The following is an 18,707-nucleotide window of genomic DNA, read 5'->3' as shown; positions in this document are numbered from 1 at the left end:
TTACGGGCAACCAGTGTCGCCAGTGAGTTTCTGCACCGGCGTGTTAAGAGACCAGCTGCCGCGCAGCGGAGCCGGCAAGGTGACATCGATCTGCATCTGCCCGTTGCGAATATCGGTGTAGCTGCGGCTCAGCGTGCCGATGCCAGGGATCACGACCGGCGGCGAATAGGCACAGGATGGGCACGGCCCAATACGCAGATCCAGCGCCATCGACGGCGTACCAAACGGTGACACTGAGCCCAGGGCCCAGATTGGTCCGCCGTTAGCATCGAAGAAATAGGCGCCGTTGGTTTCCAGATTGGGGAAGGCATTCACGCTGTACCCATAGCCGGGGCTGCTCGGGTTGAACCAGAAGCCATTGATGTCAAACGGCTGGTTGGCCTGTCTCGCGCAACCACCACCATCGATGAACTCGTAACGCTCGCTTCCGCTCTCGCCGTCGAGGTTCCAACCGAACTGAAAGGCAGTGTCGCTGATCTTGGTCATGATGATTTCGCCGACCATTGTCAGCGGCGCACTGCTGCCGTTCCAGCGCGCCCGGTACAGCGGCGCCACCCATTGACTCTGCTCGGCCGTGGCCGCTGCCGCTGCCGCTGACGCGGTATACCAGACCGGCGTTCCATCCTGGTGATAGGTGTACCAGAGCAGACCCCATTGATCGCCGGCACCGAACAGGAAGGCGCCAGCTCCACTACGCGCGGGATTGAAGTAGGCGCCGAACTTGGGGTTGGGCAGGCTGCCGCTGCTATCCAAGCTGATCGTCAGATCAAACTCACGGGTCTCAGCGTCCAGGCTGACCGGGGTGATGAACCAGCGTCCTGCTGACAGTCCTTGTTCAGCGCCAATGTCGATCTCAATCCGATCAACGAAGCCAACCGATGTCGCCAATGCTTGCTCACGTGGAGGCGCAACGCCCAGCCCTGGCTGCGCGGCGCTACCGCCGCGACTCAGGTACAGCCGCTGCGATCCGAGCACGTGGCTCAGATCTGGGGGGGAAGCGGTGATCCGCAGTCGCTGGATATTGCTCGGCAAATCGATGGCAAGAGACTCGCTGGCGGCCCCGGACGCCAGTCGAATGCGTTCTACGCTGCTGCCATGCAGTAACTTTGCCGCATTGGCTCCGGCAGCGCGACTCACGGTCAAAGGTATCCGCGCAAACGGCTCCCGACCCGTCACCCCCAGGTTGAGGAACGCCAGACGGCGCTCTCCCTGTGCCAAGGTCAGATCGTCGACAATCAGTCGCACATCGAACGGCGTGTTGCGTTCGAAGTCGGACGCCGCTGTCGCGATCAGCCGCGGCCCGTTGACCGGCAGCGTATCGCGGACAAATACTTCAAGATCCACCGTGTCGACGGCCCCCGGTGCTGACGACTGAAAGTTCTGTGCCATCACCCAAACGAGCTTGCCGTTCGATGCCGACAAGACCGTGATCTCACAGGCCTCCTGTGATTGCGCCGAGGTCGACTCGCACAACAGCTCACTTTCGTCGGGTTGATTGTTGCCATTGCTGTCGACCCCGACAAACAAATCAACATCGCGCGCAGCGCTAGCCAAGCTGGCGTTCACCACAAAGTCGCGCAGCGTGGCGGTCTCAGGAATAGCGAAGTTTACAAACGCCGCCCCTGCTGAAAAGCTGTCAAAGGGCAGCGTATTGGTCGGATCCTGGCTCAGCGAGAACCGGCGCAAAGTGGGCGCTGCAGGGTCAGTGGCAGTCACCTCAAGATCGGCCAACTCGAGCAGTCCGCTGAAGCTCAAGTCGACAAACCCCCGATCAGGCACGCTAATCTGCAATTCCGACGGAACTTGGCCCGGGCTGGAATAGATCGCCAGCGGCAGTTCAGTGGCGGGCACGGTCTCGTTTGGTGCGCCGTTAGCATCCACGGCAATCAGTTTGATCCGCCCTTCAACATAGCGACCGAACAGGCGAATGTCGTTCACGTTGACCGAGAACTGCAGGGTTTGCTGCGCGCCGGCAGCGAGTTCGAATTCGGCCGGCTGCACCTGCACTTCCATCCCCGCTTCACCGACGAACTCCGCACGCCAGCGGCCGCCGCCGCGCAGATCCTTCACCCGGCGAGTAAAACTGCAGGATTCGAAACAGCGGTCGCTGACCAGGGACGGCAGATTCAGCTGTGCCGGGCTGCCACCGCTGGCCGGCCGCGACGCCAGAAACTCGGCAGCAGAAGCAGGAAATCCGAGACCCGCACGGGTTGCCTGCTCGAGTTGTACGCGCCCACTGCCCTGCTGCAGCGGATCCGCCAACATCTCAGCACCCAGTTTCACTGTAGGACTGGCGGTGCTGCGCAAGGCGCTGACCACATCGCTGACGTCCCAATCGGGATGTTGGGCCATCAACAAGGCAGCCGCCCCAGCCACGTGCGGTGATGCCATCGAAGTGCCACTGAGCGGCACCAGGCCGCTGCCCGTACCGGCTGCCGCCTGGATCGAGGAACCGGGCGCGGCAAGATCTGGCTTCAGGTAAGGGCCATGCACCACCGGACCGCGACTGCTGGAGCCGACGAGCAGATCGCTGCGACTGGGCTCAACACGAATCTGCGCGCCCTCCAGACGGCCACGGTGGCCGCTACCCTGAGACAGCCAAGAAAGCAGCGCAGCGCCGTCGGCAGCACCAACATGTGTGCTAGGAATGCTGTGCTCATCGGCAATGGTGGCTTCGCCATCGGCGGCTTGATTGACCAACACCATGCCACCGCCCCCGGCCAGTCGCACGTTGTTGCTCTTGGCCACACGAGCCTGCACGCCACGCAGACAGACCACGATCTCGCCGCTGAAACGCCCGGCTGACCAAGGATTACTTTCGCCGCTGGGGGGGAAATCCGACGATGAGCCTTGACTGCAGAGCGGAAAATCGCTGGGTGTCACCAGCGACACCGGCCCATAACCCAGGGTTTGACCTTCACCCAGCAGCACCCCGTCTCCCGGCGGCGGGGTGGCGCCGCCGCTGAGATCGAGCAATCGATTCACCGTCACCCGATCGTGGGTGACATTGGCCACGGCCAGATTCCATGGCGCATCGGCTGGCGATCCCATGGTGCTCTCAGCCGGACCATCGTTGCCGGCCGCGACCACCACCACTACGCCGGCCTCGCGGGCATTCAACATCGCCTGGGCAGTGCTGCTGGTCCAAGGGTCAACCGGCGTACTGGTGCCCAGCGAGTAGTTGATTACGTCAACGCCATCGGCCACCGCCTGATTGATCGCGGCCAGGGTCCAGCGTCCACGGCAGGTTTCTTCCTCTTCGCAGGCCTTGTAGGCAATCAGATTGGCATGCGGCGCCACGCCCGACACGGTTCGTGTTGTCGCCCCGCCGGGCAATGGAAAGCTCGCTTGCAGCGTGTTGCCTACGGCAGTCGAAGCGACATGGCTACCGTGACCATCAACGTCGGTACCATTGTTGGGCTCTCGATCATCGCATCCGGTATCGGAAGCGATACAGGTGGTGAAGTCATGCACGCCGATCAGCTTGCCATTGCAGCGGCCAGGCTCAGCGGCACAAACGCCGAGAAACCCACCCAATGGGTTGCTGTGGGTGAATCCGCTGACCGGACCGGTGGCAGCGAAGGAAGGGTGCGACTGATTGATGCCGGAGTCGATCACGCCAACCACCACCCCTTCACCGCGGGTGGCAACGCCTGCGCCGCCCTCCCAGATCGCGTCGGCGCCGATAAAGGCCGGGCCGGCGTCGGTCAGCGGTCGGTGCAGTTGTTCGCGTTCAACCAGGGCGATGCCCGGAACCTGCTCGAGCAGGCGCGCTTCCGTAGCGCTGAGATCAAGCGCCACCGCGTGCAGGGCCACGTCGTACTCGAACTCGATCGCGAGCGGACGGCCCAGGCGACTACTCGCCTCTGCCAGTGACGCGGAGCGCTGCTGGCGCAGGAATTCGCGGTACTCAATGGCGGACTTGCTGGTCAGGTTCAACTTGCGCGCGCCAGTGACTGCCGGGCTGGTCGCCTTCAGGTCCTGCAAGTCTGGATCGGTGCCGGGGCCACGAAAGCTGGCCAAGGGCGCAGCCTTGAATTGAACGATATAGGTGCTTCGCGCATCACCGAGCTTCGCCGCCGAACCGTTGGGCGCATGGTCCGCCGCGAACACATCTGCAGGAAACAAGGCAGCCAATGTGGCAAGCACGAGCAATTGCGGACGCATTGAGACTCTCGGTGGGTTGCAGGCGAGACCTCCGAGTGTAAGCCTTGCCCTGGCGCTCCGCGAGTGTTGACTCATGCAAGGCATTGCTGGCAGAACCCGCCCAGTCTGCTAGCATCGCGCCCCGATGCCAGACTCCGCCCCTCTCCTGCTGCGCGCCCATGCGCTTGAGTTCGCCCGCAACGAAGAGCGCTTGTTCGGCCCGCTGGAACTCCATGTTGCGGGGGGCGAAGCGCTGTTGATCGAGGGCCACAATGGCTGCGGCAAGACCACCTTGCTGCGGGTGCTGGCCGGGCTGTTGGGCGGCGCCCACGGCGAAATCTGCATGGCGCCCCAGGCCGAGGTCGGCCCGGTCTTATTTCTCGGCCATTTGCTGGGCTTGAAGGGCGAACTCAGCGTAGAGGAAAACCTGCAGTACGCCATGCACCTACAGGGCTGTCGGGCCGGCACCGATGTGGAAGCCTGTCTTGCCGAAGTGGGCCTGCAGGGTTTGGAGGATCAGCCTGCGCGCACGCTGTCGGCAGGTCAGCGCAAGCGCTTGGGTCTGGCGCGAATGCGGCTGCTGCCTTCGCGTCTATGGCTGCTAGACGAGCCGTTCGCCAATCTCGATCTGGAAGGCATTGCCCTGGTCAATCGGCTGGTCGAACGGCATCTTGCTGAGGGCGGTGGCGCGCTGATCACCAGCCATGGCGCCTATGCCACGGGCGCTTATCAGACGCGGGTTCTGCGCCTGGGGCGGCTGCAATGAACGCGCCCAATGCTCTGCAGGCCGCGACGGCGATTGCTGGTCGCGATTTGATTCTGGTCTGGCGCCGCCGTGGCGACAGCCTGCAGCCGGTACTGTTCGCCCTGATGATCTGCCTGCTGTTCCCCTTGGCGCTCGGCACCCGGGTGGAGAGCCTGCAATTGATTGCTCCCGGCGTCATCTGGGTGGCGATTCTGCTGTCCAATGTAGTGGCCCTGGACAGCCTGTTTCGCGGCGATCTGGAAGACGGCAGTCTCGAGCAGTTGATGCTGTCGGGCCAACCGTTGCCGATGTTGCTGTTTGCCAAGACCGCGGTGCACTGGTTGACCAGCACCCTGCCCCTGCTGATCGCCGTGCCTTTGTTGGCCGAGCTACTGTATCTGCCGACCGAACTGCTGCCGGTGTTGCTGGGCTCCCTGGCCCTGGGCTCGCCGCTGCTCAGTCTGGTCGGCTCGGTGATCATGGCGCTGACAGTAGGCATGCGCCGCTCTGGTATGCTTCTCGCCCTACTGGCGTTGCCCATGTATGTGCCGATCTTGATCTTCGGCGCCGGCAGCGTGGTGGCGGCCGCTCAAGGACTCCCGTACCTCGGCGCTTGGTGGCTGTTGGCCGCCGGCCTGGCGCTAGGCCTGGTGCTGGCGCCAATAGCGGCCGCAATGGCCCTCAGGATTGCGCTTGCATGAACCCTGTTTTGCGTTGGTTTCATCAATTGGGCTCACCGCCCTACTTCGATCGCTTCGCCAGCCGATGGTCGCCCTGGTTCATTCTCAGCGCCATTCCCTTGTTGGCCGCCGGCCTGTACATGGGGCTGTGGGTGGTGCCGCCCGACTATCAGCAGGGTGACAGCTATCGCATCCTGTTCGTGCATGTGCCTTCGGCCTGGATGAGTCTGATGGTGTACAGCGTGATGGCGATCAATGCCTTCATTGCCCTGGTCTGGCGGATAAAGCTCTCCGAGCTGCTGGCCATGGCCTGCGCACCGATTGGCGCCGGCTTCACCCTGGTCACCTTGCTGACCGGCTCGCTGTGGGGCAAGCCGATGTGGGGCACCTGGTGGACCTGGGATGCCCGCCTGACTTCGGAACTGGTGTTGCTGTTCCTGTATCTCGGCGTGATGGGCCTGTATGCCGCCATCGAAGAACGCCGCGCAGCCGCGCGAGCCGCCAGCTTTCTAGCCCTGATTGGCCTGGTCAACTTGCCGATCGTGCATTTCTCCGTGGTGTGGTGGAACACCCTGCACCAGGGCAGCACAATTCGCCTGCTCGGCCCATCGAGCATGGACAGCTCGATGATTGCGCCACTGCTGATGGTCACCGTGGCCACCAAGCTTTGGTTCGTCGGGTCACTGTTGCGCCGCACCCGGGCGTCGTTGCTCGACGCCGAAGCCAGCAAGGATTGGGTACAGTCGCGACTCAGGGAGCCTGACCATGGCTGATCTGTTTTCAATGGGCGGGTATGAGGTCTACGTGTGGTCCAGCTATGCGATCTTTGTCGCCCTGCTGATCTGGGACTACCTCGCCCCGAACTTCAAGGTCAAGCAGGCCATGCGGCGCGCACGCATGATTCAGCGCCGGCAGGCAAGGAAAGTGCAATGAATTCGGTAAAGAAACAACGCATGCTGGTGGCCATCCTGGTGGTGATTGCCGCGTCCGTTGCGGTGACCTTCGTCACCTTCGCCCTGCAATCGAATATGACCTACCTGTACTCGCCGAGCGAAGTGCATGAGGGACAGGTGCCCAGCGGCAGCGCGTTTCGCATTGGCGGTGTGGTGAAGGAAGCCAGTGTTAAGCGTCAGGCCGGCTCCCTGGACGTCGAGTTTCAGGTCACCGACCGTATCCGCGACTACCCGGTGCGTTACAGCGGGATCCTGCCTGACCTGTTCCGCGAAGGGCAGACGGTGATTGCCCGCGGCGAAATCGACAACGGCGTATTCGTAGCCAAGGAAGTGCTGGCCAAGCACGATGAAACCTATATGCCGCCGGAAGTCGCTGAAAAGATTGCCGAAGCCCACGCCAAGGCCGCGCAGGTCAAGCAAGCGACGCCGACCACGGCTGAGCAAACAGCGGTCGAACCTGCCGCGCAAACCGAGGGAGAAGGCCCTTGATCCCCGAACTTGGCCAGGCTTGCCTGATCCTGGCGATGCTGATCGCCATTGCGCAATCGGTATTGCCCCTGCTCGGCGCCCAGCGCCAGCACGCCGGTCTGATGGCCACCGCTCGCAGTACCGCCTATGGCACCTTGCTGTTCGTCGTGCTGTCGTATCTGGCTTTGACCTGGTCCTTCGTCACTCAGGATTTCTCGGTGGCCTATGTGGCGCAGAACAGCAATTCGCTGCTGCCGCTGGGCTACCGCATCTCAGCGGTCTGGGGCGCGCATGAAGGCTCGCTGCTGCTTTGGGTCTTGATTCTGTGCTGCTGGACCGCGGCGGTGGCCGCCTTCAGTCGCCGCCTGCCGGCCGATGTGATCGCCCGCGTGCTGGCGGTGATGGGCATGATCGCGGTTGGTTTCTTAGCCTTTACCTTGTTCACCTCAAGTCCGTTTCTTCGCCATATTCCGGCCTTGGCCGAAGGGCGCGATCTCAACCCGCTGTTGCAGGATCCCGGGCTGATGATTCACCCGCCCATGCTGTACACGGGATACGTCGGCTTCGCCGTGGCGTTCGCCTTCGCCGTGGCCTCTCTGCTCGATGGCCGGATGGACGAGCGCTGGATTCGCTGGGCCCGACCCTGGACCAATGTCGCCTGGGCCTTTCTTACCCTCGGCATCGCACTCGGCAGCTGGTGGGCGTATTACGAACTGGGCTGGGGCGGCTGGTGGTTCTGGGATCCGGTAGAAAATGCCAGTTTCATGCCCTGGCTCGTCGGCACGGCCTTGATTCACTCGCAGGCGGTCACTGAGAAACGCGGCAGCTTCCGCAACTGGACCTTGCTGCTGTCGATCGCTGCCTTCTCGCTCTCGCTGCTGGGCACGTTCCTGGTCCGCTCAGGCGTATTGACCTCGGTGCATGCCTTCGCCTCCGATCCCGAGCGCGGCATGTTCATCCTGGCCTTCCTCGCCATCGTGGTGGGTGCCTCGCTGACTCTGTACGCCTGGCGTGCCAGCACGGTCGCCGGCGGCAAGCCGTTTGCCGCCTTGTCACGCGAATCATTGATCCTCACCAATAACTTGCTGTTCAGTGTCGCCTGCGCCATGGTGCTGATTGGCACGCTCTATCCATTGCTGCATGACGCCCTGGGCTGGGGCAAGATTTCGGTGGGCCCGCCCTACTTCGGCACCCTGTTCATCGCGCTGATGCTGCCGGTGGTGCTGCTGATTCCGTTTGGGCCATTTGCGCGCTGGCAGTCGGAGAATTGGTCGCGCTTCAAGCCCTTGGTGGTGATCGCACTGCCAGCCAGTTTGCTGGCCACCTTGATTGCCTGGTTCGTGATCGACGATGCCAATTTCAAGGAGCTGGCCGCCGTGGTCGGCTTAACATGGGTATTGGTTGGCACACTGCTGTTCGTGCGACATCGTTGGCGTGCGGCGCCGGCCGGACGCCGCTTTCCCGCCGAACTGGTCGGCATGCTGTTGGCGCATGCCGGTCTGGCCGTGTTCGTATTGGGCGTGATGGGCACCGAAGGCAGCAGCGTTGAACGCGATGTGGCACTGGCCCAAGGCGAAACGGTGGAGATTCGCGGCTACAGCTTCCGCTTCGATGGCGTGCAGGGCGTGCAGGGCCCCAACTACCGTGCTGATCAGGCGCGGGTATCGGTATACAAAGACGACACGCTGATCGCCGAGTTGACGCCGGAAAAGCGTGCCTATGCCAGCGGCGGACAAATCATGACCGAGGCAGCGATCGACCCCGCCTTGCATCGCGACCTCTACGTGGCACTGGGCGAGCCGCTTGGGCAGCGCGAAGACGGCGCTGCCAGCTGGGCCGTGCGGGTCTATGTAAAGCCCTGGATTCGCTGCATCTGGCTCGGTGCGTTGATGATGATGCTGGGTGGCTTCGTGGTCGCCTTTGACCGCCGCTTTGCCCATATGCGCGCAGAAGCGACCGCCAACGAGCCCGGCGCGGATCTGCTGAACTCGGCGGCCAAGGCATGATCCAACGCTGGCTTCCGCTGTTGGCCTTTCTGGCCCTTGCCGTGCTGCTCTACGCCGGGGTAAGGCTCAGTGGCGAGGGCGACCAAAGCGTGATCCCCTCACCCTTGATCGGCAAGCCCGCGCCTAGCTTCGATCTGCCTGACTATCGCGATGTCAGCCGCACCATCAGCAATGCCGATCTGGCCGGGCAACCTTATCTCCTTAACGTGTGGGCCAGCTGGTGCCCCGCCTGCCGACTTGAGCATCCGATCATCACCGAGATCGCGCGACGCGGTCTGGTGCGCGTCGTCGGCTACAACTACAAGGACGAGCCGGCCGAAGCACAACGCTGGTTGCAGCAGTTCGGCGACCCCTACGATCTGATCATCGTCGACGCCGACGGTCGCAGCGCGATTGATTGGGGCATCTACGGTGCGCCTGAAACCTTCCTGGTCGACGCCAATGGCCAGGTGATATTCAAGCACGTCGGGCCGGTCACCTGGGATGTGGTGACCCAGGAGTTGATGCCGCGCCTCAGCAAGGAGACTCCCTGATGCGCCGCTGGATCCTTCTGTTAGCGCTGCTTTGCACGGGCCTGGCCAACGCCCTGGAGCCGATGCCATTCAAGGATGCCGAAGAGGAAGCCAGGTTTCGCGCCCTGGTCGCCGAACTGCGTTGTGTGATGTGTCAGAACCAAAGCCTGGCCGACTCCAACGCCATGATCGCAGCCGACTTGCGCAAGGAAGTGCTGAGCCTGATGCAGTCCGGCAAGACTGATCAGCAGATCAAGGATTTTCTGGTCGAACGCTACACCGAGTTTGTACTGTACCGACCGCCGGTCAACGAACGCACCGCTGCGCTGTGGATCGCTCCGATCGCCATTCTGGTGATCGGAGCGATCGTTGTCGTGGTGGTGGTTCGACGCCGGGCAGCCCGCCTGACCGCACCCAAAGAATCGAGACGACCGAATGACGATGACCGCGACGAGGATTGGTAACTGATGTTTTGGCTGATGCTGTCCCTGCTCGTAGCCATCGCCCTGGGCTTTGTGCTGCTGCCTGCACTGTCCGATCCTGAAGCCCGTCGACAGCGCCAGGCTGCCTCCAGCTTGCGCGCAGCCCATCAGGCCGGCGCGCTGAGCGACGACGAACTTAATGCCAAGCTCGAACAGCTTGGTCGCTCCTCAGCTAGCGCTGGCCGACGGCCTTTGGTGCTGCTCGCCGTCGTCGCCCTGGCCTTGCCGTTCTCGGCATTCGCCCTCTACCTCAAGTACGGCGAACCGAAGGCCCTGGACGCCAGCGTGCTGGCACCGCCTCCCGGCTCGCCAACCAGCCCGTCTGCCGAGGGCGAAGCGCCGCAAAGCATGGAGCAAGCGGTCGCCGGCCTGGCCGAAAAGCTGCGCACCGACCCCAACAACGTTGACGGCTGGCTGCTGCTGGGTCGCGCCTACAAGACGATGGAACGCTTTGATGCGGCGCGCGATGCGCTGGCCAATGCGGTGCGCCTGGCGCCAAACGACCCCGATGCCCTGGTCGAACTGGCCGAAGCCGCGGCGCTGGCTTCACCAACACGACGCATCGACGGCGAGAATCTGGCCATGCTGGAACGCGCCGTCGCAGCGCAGCCTGATCATCAACGTGGACTTTGGTTGCTGGGTGTCGCAGCCATGCAGGCCAGCCGACCCGCGGATGCTGTGAATCATTGGCAGGCGCTACGCGCACTGATTTCGTCTGATCCACAAGCGGTGGCGGCGCTCGACGAACAGCTGAATGCCGCGAGGCAAGCCGCAGGGTCGCCCGAGGTGGTGATCGAAACCGTCAGCGCTGCCAACGCGGCAGGCGACACGCCGGCAGCGGACACCGGCAATGCGGCTAAAGTCACTGTTCGGGTGAACCTTGATCCGGCGTTGCAGGCACGGGTGGGTGCCAGCGACACCTTGTTTGTGTTTGCCCGCGCCGCCGAAGGTCCGAAGATGCCGTTGGCCATTGAACGTCTGGTCGCCGCGCAACTGCCGCTGACTGTGGTGCTCGACGATACCGATTCCATGATGCCGGCACTGAAACTTTCCTCCATGCCGGAGGTGGTAGTAGGCGCGCGGATCAGCAAGTCCGGCCTGGCCACCCCGCAAAGCGGTGATCTGCAGGTACTTAGCAGCACGATCAAGCCGGGCGATCAGCCGACCCTGGAGCTCACCATCAGCGAAATCCTGCCGTGACCGAGTTCATCCCCGTCGCCTCGCAGTTCTGCGCTCTGCCCGACCCGTTTCCTATGAAGCGCGGCGGCGAACTGCGCGGAGCGCGGGTGGCATTCGAGACCTGGGGTGCACTCAACGCTGAACACAGCAATGCGGTGTTGATTCTGACCGGGCTGTCGCCCAATGCCCACGCCGCCAGCCACGCCGGCAATCCCGAGCCCGGCTGGTGGGAAGCCATGCTCGGCCCCGGCAAACCGATTGATACCGATCGCTGGTTCGTCATCTGCGTCAATTCTCTCGGCAGCTGCAAGGGCTCAACCGGCCCGGCCTCGCAGCATCCGGATGATCAGCAACCGTATCGCCTGCGTTTCCCCGATCTCTCGGTGGAAGACGGCGCCAAGGCAGCGCATGCCGTGGTGCGTACGCTGGGCATCGATCAACTCGCCGTCGTGATTGGCTGCTCGATGGGCGGCATGACCGCCCTGGCCTACTGTGCCCTGCACCCCAATGGCGCGCGTCAGCAAATCAATATCTCCGGTGCCGCGCGGGCTTTGCCGTTCTCGATTGCGGTGCGCTCTCTGCAGCGCGAATCGATCCGCCTCGACCCAGCCTGGAACATGGGCGAATACGACGATCAACACTACCCCGAAGCCGGCATGCGCATCGCGCGCAAACTCGGTGTTGTGACCTATCGCTCATCATTGGAATGGGACGGCCGCTTCGGCCGCGTGCGGCTGGATAGCGAACACCGCGACGACGACCCGTTCGGTTTCGAATTCCAGGTCGAATCCTACCTGGAAGGCCACGCCAAGCGCTTTATCCGCCAGTTCGACCCCAACTGCTATCTGTATCTATCGCGCTCGATGGACTGGTTCGATCTCGGCGAATGCATGGGCACCACCACCGCCCGCGCCCTGGCCTCACTCAAGCTGCAGCGTTCGCTCAGCATCGGCGTGTCGACCGACATCCTGTTCCCCCTGCAACAACAAGAAGAAATCGCCCTCGGCATCGCCGAATCCGGCTGCGACTCCCGCTTCGTGCCACTGAACTCCCCCCAAGGCCACGACGCCTTTCTGGTCGATATCGAGAACTTCGGCGCCGCCATTGGCGGCTTCCTGGCCGACGCCTGATTTCATTTGAGCCCCGCTCCCTTCGAAGGAGAGTGGATGCGAACAGCGAGACCTCACTTCGACTATTGCCCCCCGCTCCCTTGGTGGGAGAGGGATTGGGGAGAGACCGATGCGCACTGGTCTTCGCGCGCCCGCCCGTTCGACGTCCGGCTCATGAAGCCCAAAAGACCTTGAACTCAGACGTGACGCTCGCACGCCACTGCTTGCACTATTAGCTAATCGGCTAATACTATGCAGCCATGAATCTGGACAAGACATTCCAGGCGCTGGCATCGCGCCCGCGCCGAGAGATCCTGGCCTACCTGTCTGAGCTGGAGCTGACTACCAGTGAGCTGGCCGAGCGTTTTGGATTGAGCGCGCCGACCATTTCGCGACATCTTTCTCTGCTCGAAAGCGCAGGCTTGGTGTCCAGCGAACGCCAGGGGCAGCGCGTTCTGTATCGCCTGAATCGCGACAACCTGGTCAATTCGCTCACCGGGTTTGCGTTTGAACTATGCCCGGTCGGCGGCCCCTTGAAGCGCGAGTCAAGCAGACTCGCCACCGTGCGTGACAAGGGCAAATGAGCACAGTGGAGGAAGGGCACCGGTCTCATCGCGTCAAGCAGCTCGCCAGCACCTCGCTATCTGAGGGACAGGTCGTCTACTCACCGGTGAAATCTCTGTGGTTTCTAGGCATGACAGGCGCCGCCGTGGTCGGCGGCGTGCTGACGATCAGCCTCCCCGCTGTGCTCCTGTTCGCCTGTTCAACTGCCGGCGTGCTGCTGCTCGGACACTCATTGGGCAGTCACCGCAAGCTGATCCACAACAGCTTTCAGTGCCCACGCTGGCTTGAATACACATTGGTCTACTGCGGCGTTCAGGTCGGGCTTGCCGGCCCCCTGGGGCTGCTTCGCCAGCACGATCTGCGCGACTACGCGCAACGCCTACCCGAGTGCCACGATTTCCTGCGTCATGGTCAAACGATCCGGCGCGACTGCTGGTGGCAACTGAACTGTGAGTTACGACTCCGCAAACCTCCGGCCATCGAAATTGAGCCTCGAATCGCAAACGATGCCTTCTATCGCTTTCTGGAACGCACCTGGATGCTGCAGCAGTTGCCGTGGGCCGTGCTGCTGTTCGTCTGGGGCGACTGGGCCTTTGTCGTCTGGGGCGTGTGCGCCCGCGTTGCGGCCTGTGTGTTCGGCCATTGGCTAATTGGCTATTTCGCGCACAATCACGGCGAAATGAACTTCGAAGTTCAGGGCGCTGCTGTTCAGGGGCGAAATATTCGACTCATGTCATTGATCACCATGGGCGAGTGCTGGCACAACAACCACCATGCCTTTCCGGGCTCCGCTCGCCTCGGGCTCGCCGACGATGAGTGGGATCCAGGATGGTGGGTGCTGTGTGGGCTCAATCGTCTAGGGCTGGTAAACGAGCTGCGCCAGCCAGCCGACCTGCCGGAACGAGCTGAACTACGCCCTTGTCTGTCAGCGAGCAAGGCGCGGGCGGTTCCCCAGTCGAGACGATCTTCACCGCTGCAGGCAATCTCTTGAACCAGCCCGCTGAACGCAACGCTCCCCCAAGTCTCTACGCATTGCCCTATCGAACATTGTGGCCGGTGCTATGCGGCGTCGCGGGCGGAATCTTCTTGCGCCTGATTTTCTCCGGCAAATCAGACGAACCCTTCGCAACGATGAGCGCGGCCTTCATCTACCTTGCGCCGCTCTGTGTCGGCGCAATCACTGTGTACGTCGCCGAGCGACAGCGTCGTCGCACCTGGGCGTACTACCTGATCGCACCGATGATGGCGAACGCGCTATTCATCACCGGGACCCTGATGATTCTGATCGAAGGACTGATCTGCGCCATCTTGATCCTGCCGTTGTTTTCGCTATACGGCGTACTCGGAGGATTGCTGATGGGGGCAATATGCCGATGGACCCAGTGGCCCAAGCAAACACTCTACGGCTTCACGGTGCTGCCGCTGTTGCTGGGCCTGGTCGAACCGAGTTCGGTCGGCCCCGACCGCTACCGCAAGATCGAGCGCAGTGTCTATGTAGAAGCGCCACCCGCGGTCATCTGGCGCTTCTTGCACAATACCGGCCAGATTCAGCCTGATGAGGTGGAACATGGCTGGATCTATCGCATCGGCGTGCCCCTACCCGAAATCGGCCAAAGCGAACAGAGCGGTGCAGACACCATCCGCCGCATCCGCATGGGCAAAGGCATACACTTTGACCAGATTGTGCAGCAACAGGAACCGGAACGCTTTGTTCAGTGGACCTATCGGTTCTCTCCAGACTCCGTTCCCGCGCAAGCCTTGGACGACCACGTCAAGATTGGCGGGCACTACTTCGACATGCTCACCACATCGTACGCAATAAGCCCAAGGGGTAGCGGTGCTGAGCTGAGAATTCAGATGGAGTATCGGGTGAGCACCCAGTTCAACTGGTATGCGGTACCGCTCGCCGATGCCCTGTTCGGCAATTTCGAGGAGACCATCCTCGATTTCTACCGTCGTCGCAGCGAAGCAGCCGCCACGCTCAAACAGACCTGACTGCCACCAGAGCGACCGCGTTCACACAATCCAGTCGACGTCCGCAAAAATTCATCTATAATGCGCGGCTCAGCCAGCCGAAGTGGCGGAATTGGTAGACGCAGGGGACTCAAAATCCCCCGCCCTTAAAAGCGTGTGGGTTCGAGTCCCACCTTCGGCACCAGAGCGGTTTCCAGCGAGATCCCAGCACGTCCAGGAAACCGAACAAAAACAGCCGCTTAGTGCGGCTTTTTTGTTGTCTACGCCCCAGGAAATCCAGCCACTGCCTGGGGTGTTTGTGTTCTCAGGTCTTTCTCTACGCCGTCGCCACCGGGCGCTGCGATAGCGATCCGGTCGCCTCCCTGCCCGGCGCCCTGCCCTCGGCCAAGGTCACCCATCGACCCGCCGTCACCGCGCTGCTTCGCAGCCTGCATGGCTATGTCGGCCAGCCGGCGGCCTGCGCCGCGCTCAAACTGCTGCCCCTGCTGTTTCTCCGCTCGGGCGAGCTGCGTATGGCGAAGTGGTCGGAGATCGACCTGGAAGCCGCCGAATGGCGCATCCCGGCGCAAACCGGCCGCACCAAGTTCAAGACCGGCGAACATTGGGTTCCACTCGCCCCGCACGCGGTCGCCATCCTGACCGACCTGCAGGCCGTCACCGCCCGCTGCCGCCACGTCTTCCCCGGCATCCGCCACGGCAGCAAGAGCATGTCGGCCAACACCGTCAACGCCGCCCTGCGCACGCTCGGCTACGACAGCGCCACCATGTGCGGCCACGGCTTCCGCGCCCTCGCCAGCACCCGCCTGAATGAGATGGGCTTCAATCCTGACGTGATCGAACGCCAGCTCGGCCACAAGGAACAAGACCAAGTCCGCGCCGCCTACGACCGCGCCCAGCACCGCGACAGCCGCCGCCAGATGATGCTGGCCTGGGCGGATTACCTGGATAAGTTGCGGGAAGGAAGCACGGTGCAGAACAGCATGGCTGGAGGGCGGCGAGCAAACGGCTGAGACCTCTCGGCACCGGCTGAACCGGACGGATCAATGCGGCCGGATCACAGCGATCAATCCCTCTGATCACTCCCTGAACTGAGAAAGGAGCGCCCCAGGGTTGCCGTTAGGTACATGCTTGTCGACGCTGGGTCGTTGGGGCCGACACAACTCCCGATTCCCATACGGTTCCCTTGTTAAGAACCGTTCGGCCCCAGGCCGGCATGCTTTTCCCTGTTCACGAATTACTGTTAGGAGCGAGCCAATTTGGCTTCAATTCCAAGCCGACGCTCTTGAGCAGTTTGCCATGTTGTGTCTTGATGAGGTCGCCAAGAAGTCGCCTAGCTCGAACTCCGTGACGATGTTCTTCAGGTGAAAGGCGGCGAGTTCTTCCATGAACCAGCTTCGAGCGAAGTGCGTAAAGCTGACCCATTTCTTTTCTGATCTCATCTCGTTGCTCCACAGTGTCGCCAAGCAAGAATGCACATCGATCTGCAATCATCATTGACGGCGGAGCATCAAGGTCGCCTGACTCACCCGAAGGCTTTCTTCGACCAGCCTTTTCACTCAATAAGGCCTCTAGTCCAAGGCAGTAGTTAAGAAACTTTGCACTATCGTCTGATGTGCAGTCTCCATCGATCAACCACTGGCAGGCGGACATTATCGGTTGCGACGTTGCAGCATGGGCTTTGTCATGAAGCGTCAAGATGTGCGGAATTTGGTAGGGTTGTGATGGGGAGATCAGCCCTACTGGCCTTGCTTCCACGATCAAGGATCTGCAGTGAACCGCCATTTCGTCATGACCTTGAACAGGAATTGCGTTCCCTTCTGCCCCGTCCACCGCGGAGTGAATGAATGTCGGCGCCTTCACGTCAATCGGAGAAATTGATGCTGAGTATCGGCGCCTAAATCCCCCTCGGAGACTCTCAATAGCGATCCAGACTTTGGCCTTGTCGAGCGCATCTTGCACAGTGACCCGACCCGACCTAGGAAGCGCAATTCCGGGCACTTCGACGCAAATGTATTGTGAGAGCTTGTCAATTGAATCACCCAACTTTACAAGGCTGTAGCCCTGACCCAGCTCTTTCAATCCTGGACCGGCCAATGGCAACTCACTCACTCGGATCGCAAGCCGCGTTGTCTGAGGCAAGGAAGATAGGAACTGCGAAAACGAATCGGCAATTTCCCGCAACTTCGTGTTGTCGATATCGGGGACAGGGCCTACTTCAAGTGCGATGCCTTTCAGGCATTCGGGCTCGTAGACAATCGCCCACTCAGCGAATGTCAGCATGAAGTCGTCAGACGAAAGCAGCGAGCGGACTTCAGGCGATAACGTCTCATAGGCATCTACTGCCTCCTTGCACTTTCCGTCATCCCCCAGTTTTGGAATTCCCCCGTTCTTGGTAACTGAAGATACATAGGCTTGGATACGCCCGCGGATTCGATCTCTATTTGATATTGACTTCATGATTCTCCCCATGCGGAAAAGCAGAGTGAACTGAATTCGAACTGCGCGCGTTCACTGTGATCTTCTCCCTTCTTGTGGTTCGGCATGTCTTAAACCTCGCGAATCCGCAGACCTGCACATCAATGTCTAGAAAGTCGGCAATCTACCCCTGAATGCCAAGGAACCATGGAAGAAGAGTTTCTGTTCACCCCCTGAGCTAAGAAGGAGCAGGTTTTGCCCCCGCATCGTGGCGAAATACCCAACTACATAAACACTAGCTCGTGAGGCCTAGCTTGGCGCGTTTCATCTCGCGGATTGAACCCTGAGTCCGGATCGAGCTGGAACAGTTGTCCACAGAGTTTCGCAAAACGTCGGCAGTTCTCGGGCGTGGCCACCTCGAAGTGGGCGCTGTGAAGAACCTTGTTCCGCTTATCGAATAGTGAACTAAGTTCGGGCTTGAGGTCCTTCTTGTACATGTCTCGCACGGACGCCGAAAGGAGTTCTGGGTACAAATGCGTGACGTACTGGTTAATGTTCGCATTGTCGATAACAGCCAACGCTGCGCCTGACAAGCTGACCGGCAATGAACTTAACACACTCATACGCAAGAACACTTCGCAGGCGACCGCAAGGTCAACGAACGCAATACGGTGCTCATTGTTTGCGATGTGATCCATCGCATCTCCGTATAGCACCGCATATATTGGTGGAACGGCTCCCCGCTTCAACACTTCAGCAAGTTTTTCCCAGTGGCTCATTCGTATCGGCGGGTAGCCCCGGATATTAATCACTTGCCTAAAAGTCCAAGCATCGCGGCCCGACTGCATGTCAACAAGCCGGGTCGGCCAGCCTGTGCTGGTGTCAATTCGCTCGTCGCGGCAAATCCAGTGATATCCAGTTACCCACCGAAGAACTGCTATCCAATGCGCAAAAGCCCCAAGCGCCAGCTGCGCGTATTTGCCCCCGACCTCATCCAGCAGCTTCCTTTGATCGATTGAAAGCAAGCTGTACGGGTCTGCGGCAGGCTCGACAATAGATTCTGGCAGTTCCAACGATTCGTTCAATTCGATGGAGATTTCGATGAACCGAATGGAATAGTAGAGAGGTGAGTTTCCCCGCCGTGCACTGCAAACGGCTGCAGCGTTCTCGTCATGTCTGTCGCCGACTTGATCAAGCTGCGGAAGTGCGACGGAGACTTGCCTGCCTTCGTACGCAAATGTCGACTTGGCGCCAATAAGCGCAGCCTCAATACCGAATGTACGAGCACGGAACCGATCAACTGACCTCAGTTTCATTCGACGCTCCTTCCTCTCGGAGGATCTGCGGCCGCCACAGGCGCCGATTGTAGTTTAGGCGAGAGAACGTAGCCGGTAGAAGGTATTCATCTCGCTCAATAGGTGAGCAAATGACGAAAGCAGCCTAGGGTGTCGGACCCGCTGCCAACACTCGATTG

At 61.2% G+C, this 18,707-nt stretch carries 17 protein-coding genes and 1 tRNA gene; 15 read left to right on the top strand and 3 right to left on the bottom strand.

What is annotated here, in order from left to right; translation table 11 throughout:
* Positions 1-4,167: a S8 family serine peptidase gene (locus IFO71_RS22280; protein ID WP_192028674.1), complete on the bottom strand. Its 4,167-nt coding sequence runs from the start codon at positions 4,165-4,167 to the stop codon at positions 1-3.
* A 124-nt stretch (positions 4,168-4,291) separates the two neighbouring features.
* Here IFO71_RS22280 and ccmA point away from each other — a divergent pair, with 124 nt between their 5' ends.
* The 15 genes from ccmA (at position 4,292) to IFO71_RS06135 (ending at position 15,828) form a co-directional block, all read left to right on the top strand.
* The gene (ccmA, locus tag IFO71_RS06205) at positions 4,292-4,912 is read left to right on the top strand and encodes a heme ABC exporter ATP-binding protein CcmA (RefSeq protein WP_192028673.1); all 621 of its coding nucleotides are present in this window, start codon (positions 4,292-4,294) and stop codon (positions 4,910-4,912) included.
* Positions 4,909-5,592, top strand: coding sequence for a heme exporter protein CcmB (ccmB, locus tag IFO71_RS06200; RefSeq protein ID WP_192028672.1), 684 nt, complete (start codon positions 4,909-4,911; stop codon positions 5,590-5,592). Before ccmA ends, ccmB begins: the two co-directional genes overlap by 4 nt.
* Entirely contained in the window at positions 5,589-6,344 is a 756-nt protein-coding gene (locus tag IFO71_RS06195) for a heme ABC transporter permease (RefSeq protein WP_192028671.1), read from the top strand. Before ccmB ends, IFO71_RS06195 begins: the two co-directional genes overlap by 4 nt.
* On the top strand, positions 6,337-6,504 hold the full coding sequence (gene ccmD, locus IFO71_RS06190; protein WP_192028670.1) for a heme exporter protein CcmD: 168 nt from the start codon (positions 6,337-6,339) through the stop codon (positions 6,502-6,504). Before IFO71_RS06195 ends, ccmD begins: the two co-directional genes overlap by 8 nt.
* Positions 6,501-7,013 carry a cytochrome c maturation protein CcmE gene (gene ccmE / locus IFO71_RS06185; protein ID WP_192028669.1) on the top strand — a complete coding sequence of 171 codons (513 nt, stop codon included), beginning with the start codon at positions 6,501-6,503 and terminating at the stop codon, positions 7,011-7,013. Before ccmD ends, ccmE begins: the two co-directional genes overlap by 4 nt.
* Complete coding sequence (locus IFO71_RS06180; protein ID WP_192028668.1) at positions 7,010-8,998, top strand: heme lyase CcmF/NrfE family subunit; 1,989 nt, start codon at positions 7,010-7,012, stop codon at positions 8,996-8,998. Before ccmE ends, IFO71_RS06180 begins: the two co-directional genes overlap by 4 nt.
* Entirely contained in the window at positions 8,995-9,531 is a 537-nt protein-coding gene (locus tag IFO71_RS06175) for a DsbE family thiol:disulfide interchange protein (protein WP_192028667.1), read from the top strand. The genes IFO71_RS06180 and IFO71_RS06175 overlap by 4 nt, the downstream gene beginning before the upstream one ends.
* Entirely contained in the window at positions 9,528-9,974 is a 447-nt protein-coding gene (locus IFO71_RS06170; protein WP_425502872.1) for a cytochrome c-type biogenesis protein, read from the top strand. The genes IFO71_RS06175 and IFO71_RS06170 overlap by 4 nt, the downstream gene beginning before the upstream one ends.
* A gap of 3 nt (positions 9,975-9,977) precedes the next feature.
* A complete protein-coding gene (locus tag IFO71_RS06165; RefSeq protein WP_192028665.1) occupies positions 9,978-11,192 on the top strand; it encodes a c-type cytochrome biogenesis protein CcmI/CycH in 1,215 nt (404 codons plus the stop codon).
* Positions 11,189-12,301 (top strand): homoserine O-acetyltransferase MetX, encoded by a 1,113-nt coding sequence (metX, locus tag IFO71_RS06160; RefSeq protein WP_192028664.1) that lies wholly within the window; start codon positions 11,189-11,191, stop codon positions 12,299-12,301. Before IFO71_RS06165 ends, metX begins: the two co-directional genes overlap by 4 nt.
* 239 nt (positions 12,302-12,540) lie before the next feature.
* A complete protein-coding gene (locus tag IFO71_RS06155; protein WP_192028663.1) occupies positions 12,541-12,864 on the top strand; it encodes an ArsR/SmtB family transcription factor in 324 nt (107 codons plus the stop codon).
* 110 nt (positions 12,865-12,974) lie between these two features.
* Positions 12,975-13,835, top strand: coding sequence for an acyl-CoA desaturase (locus tag IFO71_RS06150; protein ID WP_225444435.1), 861 nt, complete (start codon positions 12,975-12,977; stop codon positions 13,833-13,835).
* A gap of 140 nt (positions 13,836-13,975) precedes the next feature.
* Positions 13,976-14,839: an SRPBCC domain-containing protein gene (locus IFO71_RS06145; RefSeq protein ID WP_192028661.1), complete on the top strand. Its 864-nt coding sequence runs from the start codon at positions 13,976-13,978 to the stop codon at positions 14,837-14,839.
* A gap of 76 nt (positions 14,840-14,915) precedes the next feature.
* Positions 14,916-15,002: transfer RNA gene (locus tag IFO71_RS06140), tRNA-Leu, on the top strand.
* A 58-nt stretch (positions 15,003-15,060) separates the two neighbouring features.
* Positions 15,061-15,828 carry a tyrosine-type recombinase/integrase gene (locus IFO71_RS06135; RefSeq protein WP_192028660.1) on the top strand — a complete coding sequence of 256 codons (768 nt, stop codon included), beginning with the start codon at positions 15,061-15,063 and terminating at the stop codon, positions 15,826-15,828.
* Between the two features lie 217 nt (positions 15,829-16,045).
* On the opposite strand, the gene IFO71_RS06130 is transcribed toward IFO71_RS06135, so the two are convergent.
* Together IFO71_RS06130 and IFO71_RS06125 are read right to left on the bottom strand one after the other, a co-directional pair.
* A complete protein-coding gene (locus IFO71_RS06130) occupies positions 16,046-17,275 on the bottom strand; it encodes a HEPN domain-containing protein (RefSeq protein WP_192028659.1) in 1,230 nt (409 codons plus the stop codon).
* Between the two features lie 242 nt (positions 17,276-17,517).
* The gene (locus tag IFO71_RS06125; protein ID WP_192028658.1) at positions 17,518-18,549 is read right to left on the bottom strand and encodes a hypothetical protein; all 1,032 of its coding nucleotides are present in this window, start codon (positions 18,547-18,549) and stop codon (positions 17,518-17,520) included.
* Between the last annotated feature and the right edge of the window lie 158 nt (positions 18,550-18,707).

Source organism: Pseudomarimonas arenosa (assembly GCF_014841215.1).
In the GTDB taxonomy this organism is placed as follows: domain Bacteria; phylum Pseudomonadota; class Gammaproteobacteria; order Xanthomonadales; family Xanthomonadaceae; genus Pseudomarimonas; species Pseudomarimonas arenosa.
Note: the sequence above shows the minus strand (reverse complement) of the source record. Positions and strands in the feature narration are given on the sequence as shown.

Bases quoted from the DNA above. Each gene is read 5' to 3' on its own strand.
- IFO71_RS06125 (WP_192028658.1), bottom strand. From the start codon at position 18,549: ATGAAACTGAGGTCAGTTGATCGGTTCCGTGCTCGTACATTCGGTATT.
- IFO71_RS22280 (WP_192028674.1), bottom strand. From the start codon at position 4,167: ATGCGTCCGCAATTGCTCGTGCTTGCCACATTGGCTGCCTTGTTTCCT.
- IFO71_RS06150 (WP_225444435.1), top strand. From the start codon at position 12,975: ATGACAGGCGCCGCCGTGGTCGGCGGCGTGCTGACGATCAGCCTCCCC.
- IFO71_RS06165 (WP_192028665.1), top strand. From the start codon at position 9,978: ATGTTTTGGCTGATGCTGTCCCTGCTCGTAGCCATCGCCCTGGGCTTT.
- ccmD (WP_192028670.1), top strand. From the start codon at position 6,337: ATGGCTGATCTGTTTTCAATGGGCGGGTATGAGGTCTACGTGTGGTCC.
- IFO71_RS06155 (WP_192028663.1), top strand. From the start codon at position 12,541: ATGAATCTGGACAAGACATTCCAGGCGCTGGCATCGCGCCCGCGCCGA.
- ccmB (WP_192028672.1), top strand. From the start codon at position 4,909: ATGAACGCGCCCAATGCTCTGCAGGCCGCGACGGCGATTGCTGGTCGC.
- ccmA (WP_192028673.1), top strand. From the start codon at position 4,292: ATGCCAGACTCCGCCCCTCTCCTGCTGCGCGCCCATGCGCTTGAGTTC.
- IFO71_RS06130 (WP_192028659.1), bottom strand. From the start codon at position 17,275: ATGAAGTCAATATCAAATAGAGATCGAATCCGCGGGCGTATCCAAGCC.
- IFO71_RS06145 (WP_192028661.1), top strand. From the start codon at position 13,976: ATGAGCGCGGCCTTCATCTACCTTGCGCCGCTCTGTGTCGGCGCAATC.
- IFO71_RS06195 (WP_192028671.1), top strand. From the start codon at position 5,589: ATGAACCCTGTTTTGCGTTGGTTTCATCAATTGGGCTCACCGCCCTAC.
- IFO71_RS06175 (WP_192028667.1), top strand. From the start codon at position 8,995: ATGATCCAACGCTGGCTTCCGCTGTTGGCCTTTCTGGCCCTTGCCGTG.
- ccmE (WP_192028669.1), top strand. From the start codon at position 6,501: ATGAATTCGGTAAAGAAACAACGCATGCTGGTGGCCATCCTGGTGGTG.